Genomic DNA, 15,410 nt, shown 5'->3' with positions numbered 1-15,410 from the left:
TGAAGATGGGAATCTCATTAACTTTTAGATAAATTTAAAATAGATTCCCTCCCGATAGTTATCGGGATTCGCGAGAATTAAAAAAATTAGCTTTCTATGAAAAAAGAAGATTGTTTTTACTTAGGTAAAATTGTAAAAAAGTACAGTTTTAAAGGGGAAGTTCTAGCTAAATTGGACACCGATCAACCTGAAATTTACGAAAACTTAGACGCTATATTTTTAGAATTAAGAAACAATCTTGTGCCCTTTTTTGTTGAAAGTTCACAATTACATAAGTCTGAATTGCTTCGAATAAAATTTGAAGATGTTGATGTAGAAGCTGATGCTGATGCCATTATGAAAAGTGGATTATATCTGCCACTAGACCTACTGCCTAAACTTGAAGGTAATAAATTCTACTTTCACGAAGTTATGGGATTTACTATTGAAGATGTTAATTTTGGGAAAGTTGGGATTTTAAAAACTATAAATGACTCAACCGCTCAATCGCTTTTTGAAATTGATAGAGATGGTATTGAAATTCTAATTCCGATGAATGATGAATTTATAGTCAAGGTCGATAGAGCTAATAAATCCATTCTTGTTGAAACTCCTGAAGGATTGATTGATTTATATCTTTAAGGAAATTCCAAAAACTAAAATCCAAATTCCAATCATCAATGGCAAATAAGAAAATATATGATTTAGAAGAAAGGACTTATGTATTTGCAAAGAATGTTAGATTATTAATTCAAAAACTTCCAAAAACAATTTCTAACATTGAAGATGGGAAACAAGTAGTACGCTCTTCTGGTTCTGTTGCTGCTAATTATATTGAAGCAAATGAAAAATTAGGGGATAAAGATTTCAGATTAAAAATTGCTAGAAAAGAGGCTAAAGAATCTGTTTTATGGTTAAAGCTTTTATTAGATTTAAACTCAAAATCTGACTCTGAATTAACTGAACTTATAAATGAAGCTGAATAATTACGTAAAGTTTTATCTGCAATAATCAACAAGTCCTAAAACCTTTTGGATTTTAGAATTTAAAATTTGGAATTTATTTTGACAAAACCCTTTAAGTTTAAAGAATTCACAATTAATCAAGACCAGTGTGCTATGAAAATTGGCACTGATAGTGTTTTGTTAGGAGCATGGGCGTCTATTGAAAAAATACCTCTTTCTGTTTTAGATATTGGAGCTGGCACAGGTGTTTTATCATTAATGTTAGCACAACGCTGTTGTGCAGAACTTATTGATGCTATTGAAATTGATGACAATGCATTCGAACAATGCGTTGATAATTTTGAACAATCCCCCTGGGGTGATAGACTATTTTGCTACCATGCATCATTGGAAGAATTTATAGAAGAAATAGAAGATAAATATGATTTAATAATCTGCAACCCACCTTTCTATTCTGAAGATTATAAAACTAAAAGTGATCAACGAGATTTAGCACGCTTTCAAGATGCAATGCCCTTTGAGCATTTACTTAAAAGCGTTTCAAAGTTACTTTCTGAAAATGGAATTTTTTCTGTAGTCATTCCTTATAAAGAAGAAACTGGACTTATTAGTTTGGCATCAAATTTCAATATTTACCCGAATAATATATTGCATGTAAAAGGCAATCCTACTTCTAATATCAAACGAAGTTTAGTTGAATTCTCTTTCCGCGCCGTGCCTGCCGGCAGGCAGGAAAGCGCTATTAAAATTGATGAATTAATTATTGAAATTGCAAGACACCAATACACAGAAGCATATAAAAGTTTAACTAAAGATTTTTACTTAAAATTGTAATTAAAGTAACCGTTGCATCGGTCGTGTTAAACACGTTGGTCCACCACCTCCTTTTACACTAATTTCATCTCCTTTATAGGAAGTAACTTCACATCCGGCAATTTCTAATAATTTTTTCGTTATTGGGTTACCAGCTACCATAACACATTGTCTTGGCGCAACAGCTAAAACATTACAGCCCATAGATTCGAATTCCTCTTCAGGAACTTCAATTAACTCAAACCCTCTATCTAGTAATTCGTTTCTGAATTTAATTGGCATTAAAGGCGAGTAAGCTACAGCCAAATCTTTATCTACAGGACTTAAAATACTCATTAAATGAAACACATCACTTTTTCCCTTATAATGTGGTAACTCAACTACAATAACCTCTATACCTTTAGGTTCTAATAATGTCTTAAGTTGAGCAATACCTTCCGGATTGGTTCGATAAGTATATCCAACTGCTAAAGTTGTTTCATCTAACCAAGCAACATCGCCACCTTCAAGAGTCCCAGGAGCTTCTATAGTTCCTAAAACAGGAATATTATTTAGTTTATATACTTCCAAATGCGATTGAGGTTCATTAATTCGCCCTCCCTTTCCCATGTTACAAATTATCATTCCAAAATCGGTAGCAATTGAAGCATCTCTACAATAGATGGAATCTATTTTTACATGCTCATCAAATGGAAAAGAATGTATTTCTATGTTTTTATTTGCAAAATACTCTTGAAATATTTTATATTCTGCCAACGAACTATTAAAATCTGGACGAGATAAGTAATTAAGTTCCTGCCATTGCGCTATCAACTCATTATCGGAAACGAAAGCATTTTTTGCTGGTTTTATAAAAACAGTTTGTAGTTTTAAAAATTCAGAGTGATGTGTCGTTTTCATTTATTTTTCTCTTTTGTTCCATTGCATTAAAATATAAAACGGAAGCCCAGACATTAATAATAAAAATCCATAAAACACGGTTTCTGAACCTGTACCATAAATAGCCCAAATAGAAAATGCCATACCTAAACTTCCTAAAACTAATGTCTTCACCCAGCTATTTGCATGAAGGTTTTTATCAATAATTACCAAAATATAAGCGGCAGCTGTAAACAAATAGGGTATTAAAGCAACAAATACAACAATCTCCACGATTATTTGAAACTGATCTACCAACCCTTCAGTAAAATTCATAAGCATTACTAGAGAAGATAATACACTGCCTATAACTAAACTTATTATAGGTGCTCCATTTTTATTTTCCTTTTTAAAAAACTTAGGGAATAAATTATCCTTGGCCGTAGCCATAGGCAATTGCCCAGTAACTAAAACCCACCCATTTAAAACTCCAAGGCCAGATATTATAACACCAACAGCAACAAAATATCCTCCAAAATCTCCAGCTATTAGTTGAGCAGCTTCAGCAAAAGGAGCTGCAGAATTTTGTAATGTATCCATTGGCAATATTCCAAATAAAACAATAGTCCCTAATATATAAACTGTGGCTGTTAAAATTGTACCGATCATTGTCGCTTTAGGTACTGTTATCTCTGGATTTTCAACGTTGGCAGCAGGAATAGTAGCGCACTCAATACCTAAAAAAGCATATAACGTTAACGCAGCAACGATAGGGAATGTAGCTAAATCACTTGCTCCTGTTAAGTTAAAAGCTGGAAAATTATCAATATTAAAAAAGAACAAGCCTACTATAATTACAAATGCTAAAGGCAATAATTTTAAAACTGTTGTAACAACTTGTACTTTACCAGATTCTTTAATCCCTCTTGAATTTATCCACGTAAAAAGCCATATTAATGCTAACCCAATACTTACTTGATACAGAGAATGTGTTTCTAAAACTGGAAAAAAGAAGCTTAAGGCGCCAACTATTGCTATTGCAATTCCTCCATTACCAACCCAACACGCAACCCAATATCCCCAAGCCATTAAAAACCCTATGAAATCTCCAAAGCCAGCTCTAGAATAGGCATATGGACCACCACTTTTACTAACAATTATTTTACTAAAATTACTAAATATTTTAGCAAGTATTATTGCTCCAATAGCAGTAAACACCCACCCTAAAAGGCTAATACTTCCATACTTAGCTAAAGCAGCTGGAAGCACAAAAATACCTACGCCTATCATATTTCCAACAACAAGTGACGTTGTTGTTATTAATCCAATTTTCTGTGGCTTTTGATTCATTAGGTTGTTTTAAAAGTAGTAAATTTTAATTGAGTAAATTAGGGACGAAAAGCGAATGTACAATTATATTAATTATGCCAAAGATTTACAGTATTGATTCAGATATTAGAAAAGCAGAAACACTTCCTGCTATTTTTTATAAAGACGAAAGCACTTTTGAAGCTTTAAAAGACGATGTATTTCTTAAATCATGGCAGTTTATTGGTGATGAAAGTTTATTAAATGAAACTCAATCTGTATACCCTTTTACTTTATTAGAAAACTATCTTTCTGAACCATTATTACTAACCAAAGATGAAAGTGAAAATATTAATTGCCTATCCAATGTTTGTACACATCGTGGTAACTTAGTAATCTTAAAATCTGGAAAGCAAAAAAAACTAACTTGTGGTTATCATGGCAGAAGATTCAACCTAAAAGGCGAATTTGAATTTATGCCAGAGTTTAAAGAGGTACTTGATTTCCCAAAACCGTGTGATAATTTATATGAGTTTCCTTTATTAAAATGGGGAAGCTTATTATTTGTTGGGCTAAATCCATTGTTCAATTTTCAACAAGTAATTGATAAAATGAATGAACGCATAGGGTTTCTTCCATTTGATAATTTTGTGCTATCAGAAAGCTTAAATAAAGACTTTATTGTGAATGCGCATTGGGCTCTATATTGTGATAATTACTTAGAAGGATTTCATGTGCCATTTGTACATAACGATTTAGATGCTGTATTAGATTATGGTAGTTACAAAACAGAAACATACCAATATTGTAATCTTCAAATTGGATACTCTGACGAATCAACTAATACTTTTAATTTACCAAAAAACCATATAGACTATGACAAAAATGTTGCAGCTTATTATTATTGGGTATTTCCTAATATGATGTTTAATTTTTATCCTTGGGGCTTATCTTTAAATATTGTTCAACCAATAGCGCTCAACAAAACTAAAGTCTCATTTATAACATATGTTCTTGATGCTTCTAAACTAGAACAAGGTGCAGGCAGTGGTTTGGAGAAGGTAGAAAAAGAAGACGAAGATATTGTTGAAAATGTTCAAAAGGGAGTTAATTCGTCATTCTATAAATCCGGTCGATATTCTCCAACTAGAGAACAAGGTGTCCATCATTTTCATAGTTTGCTTGCAAGATTTCTAAATCTATAAATTTCTCCTTTAAAATGCTGAATGATTCAGTTGCTTTAATTAAATTTGAGCAATTAAAATATTGAATTATTAAAAAAACAATGTTTTTATTAATAATTTTGTTTTAAAACATATCAAAACCTAATCTTTATGAAACCTGACTTATTCGAATCTCCAGATTATTACAACTTAGATGAACTGCTCACCGAAGAACATAAATTAGTTAGAGATGCTGCCCGCGAATGGGTAAAACGCGATATTTCTCCAATTATTGAAGAGTATGCTCAAAAGGCAGAATTTCCAAAACAAATTATTGGTGGTTTGGCAGAAATAGGTGCTTTTGGTCCTTATATACCAATGGAATATGGCGGTGCTGGCTTAGATCAAATTTCTTATGGTTTAATTATGCAAGAGATTGAACGTGGTGATTCTGGAGTGCGCTCAACAGCTTCGGTTCAATCATCTTTGGTTATGTATCCCATTTGGAAATATGGAAACGAGGAGCAACGCCAAAAATATTTACCAAAATTAGCAAGTGGTGAGTGGATTGGTTGTTTTGGTTTAACAGAACCAGACCACGGTAGCAACCCAAGTGGCATGGTTACTAATTTTAAGGATAAAGGCGACCACTATTTACTAAACGGCGCTAAAATGTGGATAAGCAATGCCCCTTTTGCTCAAGTGGCTGTAGTTTGGGCTAAAGATGAAAGCGGACGTATTCATGGACTTATTGCAGAACGTGGAATGGAAGGCTTTACCACCCCTGAAACACATAATAAATGGTCTCTTCGTGCTTCCGCTACTGGCGAACTTATTTTTGATAATGTAAAAATCCCTAAAGAAAACTTATTACCTAATAAATCAGGTTTAGGTGCACCACTTGGGTGTTTAGATTCTGCACGCTATGGTATTGCTTGGGGCGCTATAGGAGCTGCTATGGATTGTTATGATACCGCTCTAAGATATAGTAAAGAACGTATGCAATTCGGCAAACCCATTGGTCAGTTTCAATTACAGCAAAAGAAATTAGCTGAAATGATTACTGAAATCACAAAAGCACAATTACTAGCATGGCGTTTAGGAGTTATGCGTGAAAATGGAACAGCTACTTCTGCACAAATTTCTATGGCAAAGCGTAACAATGTTGATATGGCTTTAAAAATTGCTCGTGACGCAAGACAAATGTTGGGCGGAATGGGAATTAGCGGTGAATATTCTATCATGAGACATATGATGAACCTAGAAAGTGTTGTTACTTATGAAGGCACTCATGATATCCATTTACTAATAACAGGCTTAGATGTCACTGGTCTTAACGCATTCAAATAGTCTCTAAAGTGGCTAAGCCTCATTTTGTTATTGCATTCGGACGGAATTGTTCTGGATAAAATAATTTATACAAATTTAAGAAAATGTTTCTCCTTTGACATGCATTTTTTTTATGATTCTATGTGGTCTTTGAATAGCTATTGAAAAAATTGAATGACAATTATCACATTGATTAATTTCTGCTTATTTTAGTTGAAAGTTTATTCATGTCTTCAAAAACCAGATTAGATCGCGCTTACAAGAATGCTAAGATTGTCAATTTTGACGACTCTAGTAAGCTTGTTCTATTTAGTGATTGTCATAGAGGTGATAATAGTTTCGCTGATGACTTTGCCAATAACCGAAATATTTATTTTCATGCCTTAAAGCATTATTATGATGGAGGCTTTAGTTATTGTGAACTTGGTGATGGTGATGAATTATGGGAAAACCTTTCGTTTGATTCCATTTTAAATGCACATAAAAATGTGTATATGCTTATGAAACTATTTCATAAACAGGAACGTTTACATATGATTTGGGGAAATCATGATATGGTGTATCGCGATCCAAAATATGTAGAAAAGTATTTATCAACTTATTTTGATCCAAAAATTGGCGAAAATGTTGAGTTGTTTTGTAATCTTAAATATCATGAAGCTGTAGTTTTGAAACATTCTAAAACTGGTCAAGAACTATTTTTAACTCATGGTCATCAAGCCGATTGGTGGAATTATTTATTTTGGAAATGGAGTCGATTTATGGTTCGAGTTTTATGGAAACCGCTAAATGTTATGGGAATTGCGGATCCTACTAGTCCTGCAAAAAACTACAAAGAACTTATTAAAATTGAACGAAGAACCAAAAAGTGGATTACCGAAAACAATAACTTACTAACTATTGTAGGGCACACCCACCGACCGCGTTTTCCAGAACCTGGCGATATTGCTTTTTTTAATGATGGAAGCTGTGTACACCCGCGAAGTATTACAGGTATTGAAATTGAAAATGGAGAAATTTCATTGATAAAATGGCAAATTGCTACTAAAGATGATGGCACGCTACAAATTGTAAAGGCTTTACTTGAAGGCCCTGTTAAGTTGGTAGATTATAAGACTGAATAAAAATGCAATACTCTTAAAAATTAAATGCTCCAAAAAAGATATGAAGGTTTTTTAAACACACCTTGTTTATGGAAAGGTGATACGGTTTCTAATTTATCTCAATTTGAAATCATTTCAAAATCTGATAAAATTGATGTTATTATTGATAAAAAATTACGTTTAGGTAAATATGTTGAACGTTTTGTTTCGTTTGAGTTAGAACAACAAGAAAACATTTCCATTTTAGCTGAAAACATTCAAATTCAAGATGGCAAAATTACTTTAGGCGAACTAGATTGTTTACTTCTCAAAAGCAATAAACCCATTCATTTAGAGATTATTTATAAATTCTACTTATACGATGCTTCGGTTGGCGAAACCGAAATTGAGCATTTTATTGGTCCCAATAGAAAAGATTCTTTAAAAGAAAAACTCACTAAACTTAAAGATAAGCAACTACCACTTTTGCATTCCACGGAATGCAAAAACTTTTTAAACGAACTTAACTTACTATCGGAAGACATTTCTCAGCAAGTGTATTTTAAAGCACAATTGTTTATGCCTTTTTTAAAACAAAATATGCAACTTAAAACACTAAATACAGCTTGTATTGTTGGCTTTTACGTTAATGAAAACGAGTTAAATAATTTTAGTGACTGTAAGTTTTTCATCCCACAGAAGAAAGATTGGTTGGTATTTCCGCACACCAATATAAATTGGCTAAATTTTACTGATTTTAAAGCGATTGTACAAGACTATTTTGAGCAGCAATTTTCGACGTTGTGCTGGGTAAAATTAAAAAACGGTGAATTGAAAAAAGTGTTTTTGGTTTGGTGGTAACTACAAAAGCTAGCAAATATGCCCGCGTTAGGGATTGAACGTCCCGATAGCTATCGGGATGTTTGAGCTCGCCGACGTAGGAGGAAGCGAGTAGTGAAAGCCCGACCTAAGCGATCCTGCAAGGTTTTGGAAACCTTGTAGGTATGAGCGAGGTAACGCCCAAACATAAATTTTAAAAGGACACTTCGACTGCGCTCAGTGTGACAAGTAAATGCATTTTAGGTATATTTTAACTTTCTGGAGCCAATTCTACCGCAAGTCCTTCCATTTGAGGCGTCATTTGTATTTGGCAACCTAAACGACTATTACCTTTTACATCAAAGGCTTCAGATAGCATCGCCTCTTCATCGTCACTCATTTCTGGCAAATCGATATTACTTAATACATAACACTGGCAAGACGCACACATAACCATACCTCCACAAACACCAATGGTGCCTTCTGGTGCTAATTCATAAGATCTAACAACTTCCATTAGATTCATTGCCATATCTGTTGGCGCGAGTATGTTATGCTGTGTACCCTCTCTGTCCGTTATCTTAATATTAATATCAACCATTTTTAATCTAAATTTTTTATACTTTTTTAATTCTAAAAAAAGAATGGCAAAAATATAATTAAATTTTAGAATGGCATATTTTAATTCCTATAAATTTTATAGACTTAGTGGGGTTATAAGGTAAGCTCCTTGAAATCAACAAAAAAGCCGTTCATAATATCTAAGATTTAGAGGATTGAGATATTCTTTGTTTTGAAAATGGTCTTGATTCTTGAACTATCGACTTACAATAACAGTGTTATTTTTTTCCGTTATTCCAATATTGAGGATGTGTTTTCTCGGTTTTTTGATTCCAATAATCTTGGGTAACCTTATGCCCATCAAAAGTTTTTAACTTACGTTCAAACACCCAAATGGTTGGATTAAAAACCATACTAGTAACTGCTACTGTGTATAATTGTGGTTCTTCTTCGGTTTTCCTTTTATCTTCATCAATAATAACCTCAAGACCATTATGCTCTAATAATCTTTTAAGAAAATCGCACCTATTCTCATCTACACCTTTTTCTACAAAAGTGACTCTTGTTTCTCCTATACTTCCAAATGTATGTTTTCCTGATAAAGCCATAATTTTTTCTTAAAAAATAAATTCCAATTTACAAATCCTAAATTCCAATTCGGTGGATTACCTACTTATGCACTTGTTATTTGGCCCCGAAACTTCTAGGTTATTTGATTTTTGGTGTTTATTCAAATACACTACTTAGTTCATAAATATAATCATACAACGGACTGTATAATCCTATCACTAAAATACCAACTACCGTTATTATTAATCCTAAACGCATATACAGTTTATTTTTAAAATAAGGAATAGCGGTATCGCTTTTACGCAAGAACATAGCTCTAATTACTAAGAGATAGTAGTATAATGAAATAGTAACGTTTACAACAGCTAAAAACACCAATAGATAATAGCCTTTACTTGCTGCTGCAGTAAATAAGAAAAACTTACCAAAAAACCCTGCAACTGGTGGAATTCCTGCTAAAGAAAATAAGGCCAACATCATAACCATGCTTAACTTTGGATTGGTTCGGTATAAACCCTCATAATCATCCATATTTTCTTTTCCTGTTTGTAATGAAATAGCCTGTACTACTCCAAAAGCTGCTAAATTTGAAAACACATACACTAATACAAAATATACAATTGTAGCTACACCCAATTGATTCCCCGTCATTAAACCTAACAGAATAAATCCTGCTTGCGCGATGGATGAAAACGCTAAAAAGCGTTTCATGTTCTGCTGTCTTAAAGCAAATAAATTACCCATAAACATGGTTGCAATAGCAATGATATACACAACATTTTCCCAAATGTGCATTAAGGGTTTGAAAATTGTAAATAATAAAATCATTAATATAAAAACAGCTGCTCCTTTAGAAATGACTGACAAATAAGAAGCCACACTTATTGGAGCGCCTTCATACACATCAGCAGTCCAGAAATGGAAAGGGACTAATGATATTTTAAACGCTAATCCAGCAAAGAATAGTAGCATTCCAAATATGGTTAAATTATTTGATGTGATAACTTCGGCTATGTTAGAAAAATAAATAGAGCTAGAGGTTGCATACAACATAGAAATACCAAATAATGATACTCCAGACGCTAATGCAGCAGACAATATGAGTTTAATACCTGCTTCGCTTGAGATTCTTTTTGTGGTTTCAAACGCTGCTAAAGCCGCAACAGGAAGTGTAGATAATTCTAATCCTAAATAAAACATTAAAAAATCACCTGATGAAATCATAAAATACATTCCTAATAATGAAGAGAATAATAGTATAAAGAATTCACTACCTCTGTTTTCATTGAATATTTTTTCTTTGAGCCAATCAGCCGATTGTAATAATAAAATTAAGACCCCAACATTCAAAATATTTTTAAAGAAATGAATCATATTATTTGTTCTGAACATGCCTCCAAACAAACTGCTTTCTTCTATTGCAAAAAAGCCAATTGCTGTATGAATTCCAAAAAGAAATATTGCCAAATGTATAATACTACTTTTCTTGTCTTTATGAATAAAAATTTCACTTATTAGCAATATCAGTATAATTGCTAAAAGCAAAATTTCTTGTTTCATCAATAAAAAATTACTAAAATTCATTATTTTCTATTTATTTTTTAACCACGGAGTTCACGGAGAAGGCACAAAGCGCACAAAGCATTGCCTCTGTGAAACTTTGTGTAAAACCTTTGTGAACTCTGTGGTTATTTTTTTCATTATTTCCGTTTCTTCTTTGCTTTTATTTCCTATTTGTGAATTAAGGGGCTTATAAAACACCTTGCATAAAAGGTTGTAAACTTTCCCAAATCATATCGCTCAACCAAAGCGGTGCAACACCCATTCCCACAATAGGAACCAACAATAATAAAACACCTGTTTTCTCGTACCAAGTTGCCTTTTCCAAGCTTAAATAATCATTGTTTTTCACAGGTCCCATTAGCATTATTCCAGCAGCTCTTAAAATATAAACCGCAGTAACTACAATGGCAGAAACAACAATAATTGTTGCAATTCTATAGAATAGGTCTTCATGCTGAAAAGCCCCTACAAAAATGTTCATTTCGGCAATAAAACCACTAAATCCGGGTAAGCCCAATGACGATAAACCGGCAATAACATAAATGGCCGAAATAAACGGAATCACTTTTAACAGACCACCCAATTTGTAAATATCCCTAGTATGCGTCCTGCCGTAAATCATACCTATCAACGCAAAGAATAGGGCTGTCATAAATCCGTGGGAAAGCGATTGTAAAATGGCACCGTTCCATGCGGTTTTATTTAACATTAAAAGGGCAAATAACGCCATACCCATGTGGCTAACAGACGAGTATGCGTTGATATATTTTAAATCGGTTTGCTTTATGGCGGCAAAAGCACCATAAATAACACCCACAGCAGCAAGTATAATAAAGAACCAAGACCAATGTAGAGCGCCTTCGGGCAATAAAAACATGGCGACCCTAAATATGCCGTAAATTCCTAATTTCATTAATACACCAGCATGTAACATAGATACTGCCGTTGGTGCTGATGCATGACCATCAGGCGACCAGGTATGAAAAGGGAACAATGCGCCTATAACCGCAAAACCAATAAAGGTTAACGGGAAAAACAGTTTTTGTGCTTCGAGAGGGATATTCACTTTGGCGATTTCCAATATATTAAACGTCAAGGCACCACCATCTGCATTTGAGTGGAAGTAAATTCCTAAAATCCCAACCAATAAAACAGCGGATGCTCCCATTAACATCAAGGTTAATTTCATGGCCGAATATTCTTTTGGGCCGGAACCCCAAATGCCAATCAACAGATACATTGGTATTACGGCAATTTCAAAAAACACAAATAAGGTAAACAAATCCAAAGAAATAAAGAACCCGTAAACACCTATGGAAAGTACTATAAGGGCGATAAAAAATTCTTTAGGCAACTCTTTCATTTTCCAGGATATAAAAACGCCCGCCAATACAACTATTGACGTAAGTAGTAATAATGCCACCGAAATGCCATCAACACCTATATTGTAATGAATATTGAACTCCTTGTACCAAACTACATCTTTGGTAAATACCATCACATCACTATTGATAGCCCTTTCTTCAAAATAAGCGAAAACCAGGTTTATGGCCATTCCAAATTGAATGATACTCCCAACCATTGAAACAATACGTGCCTGTTTTAAGCCTTTAGTGAAAACTAAAACCAAAATGGTCAGTATTGGTACCGTTATAAAAAGTGTTAAAATATCCATATCTTTTTAAATTCCAATTTTTAAATAACAAAAACCAAAGTGCTTAGATTTCGTTATGTTCTCTGTGAAAAATTTTGTGTTCTTTGTGGTTAAAAAACCACAGAGTTCACAGAGAAGGCACAAAGTGTATTGTTTTAATATATTTCATTTTTACTTCCATAAATAAATAAACACCAAGGCTATTACAACTACGCCTGCAATAAATGCAAATGCGTAATCTTGTACTTTACCCGATTGCATGCCTTTAATTTTTTCTGATGCTGATACTGTTTTGTTTCCAATACCTTCCATGGTGCCATCAACATACTTCTTATCAAATTTTGCTATTGGTGCAGATATTCGTTTAATTAATATTTTTTTAGTGACAAAAAGGTAAATTTCATCAAGGTAAAACTTATCACTTGCCCACTTATAAAAAGGACCAAAGGCCTTTGCATAAGTATCAGATAGACTATTTTCTTTTTTATAGAATATCCAGGCCAGAAATACCCCAATTAATCCAACGGTAACTGCAATAGCTGCCAAAGGATAATCTATCTGCGATTCAAAACCGATTTTATCGGGAGTGATAAACTCACTAAATGGAATAAATCCACCAAAAATGCTCATCAATGCCAAAAACAACAGTGGAACGGTCATCGATAAAGGCGACTCTTTAGGTTTATGCTGGTAGGTTTTGTCCTTGCCCCAAAATATGCCAAAATAAATTCTGAAAATATAGAAGGCAGTAAGTCCGGCAACCAAAACACCTACGTAATAAATTAATCTATTATGCTCAAAAGCGGCAACCAAAATTTCATCTTTACTAAAAAATCCTGAAAATGGCGGGACTCCTGAAATCGCCAGTGCTGCAACTAAAAAGGTAATATTAGTAATAGGCATATACTTACGTAAACCGCCCATATCTTTCAAATAATTGCTATGAACCGCATGTATTACAGAACCAGCTCCAAGAAATAATAAGGCTTTAAACATAGCGTGCGTAAATAAATGAAACATAGATGCCATATAACCAACGCCATGATGCCCATCATAACCTGAAACACCCAGTGCCAACATCATATAGCCAATTTGTGACATGGTAGAAAATGCCAATACACGTTTTATATCAGTTTGAGTGATGGCAATAATGGCGGCAAACAATGCTGAAAATGCACCTACGTAGGCTACAATATTGAGCACAAATCCGTGTTCGACAAAATAGAACATGGGGAATAACCTTGCCACCAAATACACTCCAGCAACTACCATTGTTGCAGCATGAATCAAAGCTGAAACAGGTGTTGGTCCCTCCATAGCGTCTGGTAACCATATATGTAATGGAAACATAGCAGATTTACCAGCACCACCAATAAAAATTAATATGAGTGCCCAAGTTAAAACCGATAAACCCATAAAGGACGTCGATGCCCAATTTAAGATTGCACTCCCTTCAGGATTATTTAGGGTTTCAAAATCATAAGTCCCTGTGTAATAACCAATAATGAGAATGCCAATTAAAAAACCCAAATCGGCAAAACGAGTGACAATAAAAGCTTTTTTTGCAGCTGATACAGCTGATGGCTTTTTATAATAATAGCCTATTAATAAATAAGATGACACCCCAACCAATTCCCAAAAAATATAAATCTGAAATAGGTTTGTTGCCAACACCAATCCAAACATGGAGAAGGAGAACAGTGACAAGAAAGCGAAAAATTTGGTGTAACCATCATCCCCTTTCATATAACCTCTGCTGTAAATATGAACCATGAGCGACACAATAGATACCACAACAAGCATCATCACAGAAATTGGATCAATTAGAATTCCCATATCAATACTTAGGGTATCTGTAAAATTCATCCAAGTTGTTTTTTCAACTAATATTTGATAAACGCCATCTACTTTTCCAACTTCAAAAAAGTATTTATATGCTGTATAGAATGATAGTATTGCCGAAGTAGTTAATCCTAAAACACCAATATATCCAGAAATACTAGGTTTAATTTTCTTATTAAAAATTCCTAACAGTAAGAATACTGCGAAAGGAATTAACGGGATTAATATGATATAACTTAGATTCATAATTTATTTTCTTTAACCACAGAGGGCACAAAGTTTTACACAGAGGCCGCAGGGTTTATATATTTTATTTTTAATAATGTTACACCAATTTAGGCTTGTGTACTCTGTGTATTCTTTGTGAACTCCGTGGTTATTTTTTCACCTCAGAGTTTATCAATTTTTTCACAGAGTTCCATTGATTACTCGCTTTATCCCTTGTTTTAATAGGGTTACATTGAAATTAATCAACAAGCCTAATTTGTATTTACCTAATTTCATATAAGTAAGGGTTTGAGCCAAATGAACATCATTTAATGCTTCAACACTTTTTAATTCAATGACTACTTTATTCTCTACAAGTAAGTCTATTCTATATCCGCATTCCAATTTTACTTCTTCAAACACTAATGGCATGGGTTTTTCTTTTTCAACTTTTAATCCAACTTTTTTGAGTTTATAATATAGACATTCTTGATAGGCCCTTTCTAACAACCCTGGACCCAAAACTTTGTGAACATCAATGGCACATCCAATAATTTTCGTTGCTATCTCATTTTCTGTCATTCTGTTTTCCATAGTGTATTTGTGGCTACTTTGTGCTCTCTGTGGTTACATCTATTAATACTTCATTATTTCAGTGTCCTTAACCACAAAGGACACTAAGTTTTACACAGAGGTT

15 protein-coding genes are annotated in these 15,410 nt (G+C 33.5%); 7 read left to right on the top strand and 8 right to left on the bottom strand.

The genetic code is table 11. From position 1 onward, the window contains the following. Nucleotides 1–96 precede the first annotated feature (96 nt). The 3 genes from rimM to AAC024_RS06580 all read left to right on the top strand — a co-directional run bounded on the left by rimM (nucleotide 97) and on the right by AAC024_RS06580 (nucleotide 1,778). Complete coding sequence (gene rimM / locus AAC024_RS06590) at nucleotides 97–621, top strand: ribosome maturation factor RimM (RefSeq protein WP_339894474.1); 525 nt, start codon at nucleotides 97–99, stop codon at nucleotides 619–621. Between the two features lie 38 nt (nucleotides 622–659). Beyond that, complete coding sequence (locus tag AAC024_RS06585) at nucleotides 660–965, top strand: four helix bundle protein (RefSeq protein ID WP_339894472.1); 306 nt, start codon at nucleotides 660–662, stop codon at nucleotides 963–965. A 132-nt stretch (nucleotides 966–1,097) separates the two neighbouring features. Beyond that, the gene (locus AAC024_RS06580; protein ID WP_339894470.1) at nucleotides 1,098–1,778 is read left to right on the top strand and encodes a methyltransferase; all 681 of its coding nucleotides are present in this window, start codon (nucleotides 1,098–1,100) and stop codon (nucleotides 1,776–1,778) included. On the opposite strand, the gene AAC024_RS06575 is transcribed toward AAC024_RS06580, so the two are convergent. Next, nucleotides 1,779–2,657 (bottom strand): arginine deiminase family protein, encoded by an 879-nt coding sequence (locus AAC024_RS06575; protein ID WP_339894468.1) that lies wholly within the window; start codon nucleotides 2,655–2,657, stop codon nucleotides 1,779–1,781. It abuts the gene before it with no gap. Beyond that, nucleotides 2,658–3,965, bottom strand: a complete 1,308-nt coding sequence (locus AAC024_RS06570) for an amino acid permease (protein ID WP_339894467.1) — start codon at nucleotides 3,963–3,965, stop codon at nucleotides 2,658–2,660. A gap of 74 nt (nucleotides 3,966–4,039) precedes the next feature. Between AAC024_RS06570 and AAC024_RS06565 the strand changes: the two genes are divergently transcribed. From AAC024_RS06565 to AAC024_RS06550, 4 genes are all read left to right on the top strand, one after another. Continuing rightward, complete coding sequence (locus AAC024_RS06565; protein WP_339894465.1) at nucleotides 4,040–5,128, top strand: aromatic ring-hydroxylating dioxygenase subunit alpha; 1,089 nt, start codon at nucleotides 4,040–4,042, stop codon at nucleotides 5,126–5,128. 129 nt (nucleotides 5,129–5,257) lie between these two features. Further along, nucleotides 5,258–6,436, top strand: coding sequence for an acyl-CoA dehydrogenase family protein (locus tag AAC024_RS06560; RefSeq protein ID WP_339894463.1), 1,179 nt, complete (start codon nucleotides 5,258–5,260; stop codon nucleotides 6,434–6,436). 206 nt (nucleotides 6,437–6,642) lie between these two features. Next, nucleotides 6,643–7,539, top strand: a complete 897-nt coding sequence (locus tag AAC024_RS06555) for a serine/threonine protein phosphatase (RefSeq protein ID WP_339894461.1) — start codon at nucleotides 6,643–6,645, stop codon at nucleotides 7,537–7,539. Between the two features lie 24 nt (nucleotides 7,540–7,563). After that, nucleotides 7,564–8,358: a DUF1853 family protein gene (locus AAC024_RS06550; protein WP_339894460.1), complete on the top strand. Its 795-nt coding sequence runs from the start codon at nucleotides 7,564–7,566 to the stop codon at nucleotides 8,356–8,358. A 229-nt stretch (nucleotides 8,359–8,587) separates the two neighbouring features. Here the strand turns inward: AAC024_RS06550 and AAC024_RS06545 are convergent, their stop codons facing one another. The 6 genes from AAC024_RS06545 to AAC024_RS06520 form a co-directional block, all read right to left on the bottom strand. Continuing rightward, nucleotides 8,588–8,917 carry a ferredoxin gene (locus tag AAC024_RS06545; protein WP_339894459.1) on the bottom strand — a complete coding sequence of 110 codons (330 nt, stop codon included), beginning with the start codon at nucleotides 8,915–8,917 and terminating at the stop codon, nucleotides 8,588–8,590. Between the two features lie 238 nt (nucleotides 8,918–9,155). Continuing rightward, complete coding sequence (locus AAC024_RS06540; protein WP_339894457.1) at nucleotides 9,156–9,485, bottom strand: hypothetical protein; 330 nt, start codon at nucleotides 9,483–9,485, stop codon at nucleotides 9,156–9,158. Between the two features lie 118 nt (nucleotides 9,486–9,603). Continuing rightward, complete coding sequence (locus AAC024_RS06535; protein WP_339894455.1) at nucleotides 9,604–11,007, bottom strand: NADH-quinone oxidoreductase subunit N; 1,404 nt, start codon at nucleotides 11,005–11,007, stop codon at nucleotides 9,604–9,606. A gap of 190 nt (nucleotides 11,008–11,197) precedes the next feature. Next, nucleotides 11,198–12,685 (bottom strand): NADH-quinone oxidoreductase subunit M, encoded by a 1,488-nt coding sequence (locus AAC024_RS06530; protein WP_339894453.1) that lies wholly within the window; start codon nucleotides 12,683–12,685, stop codon nucleotides 11,198–11,200. Nucleotides 12,686–12,835: 150 nt separating this feature from the next. After that, on the bottom strand, nucleotides 12,836–14,752 hold the full coding sequence (nuoL, locus tag AAC024_RS06525) for an NADH-quinone oxidoreductase subunit L (RefSeq protein WP_339894452.1): 1,917 nt from the start codon (nucleotides 14,750–14,752) through the stop codon (nucleotides 12,836–12,838). Nucleotides 14,753–14,914: 162 nt separating this feature from the next. Next, on the bottom strand, nucleotides 14,915–15,295 hold the full coding sequence (locus AAC024_RS06520) for a GxxExxY protein (RefSeq protein WP_339894529.1): 381 nt from the start codon (nucleotides 15,293–15,295) through the stop codon (nucleotides 14,915–14,917). Nucleotides 15,296–15,410 lie beyond the last annotated feature (115 nt).

This window comes from uncultured Algibacter sp. (genome assembly GCF_963976535.1).
Classification (GTDB): Bacteria; Bacteroidota; Bacteroidia; order Flavobacteriales; family Flavobacteriaceae; genus Algibacter_B.
This window is presented reverse-complemented; position numbering and strand designations above follow the sequence as displayed.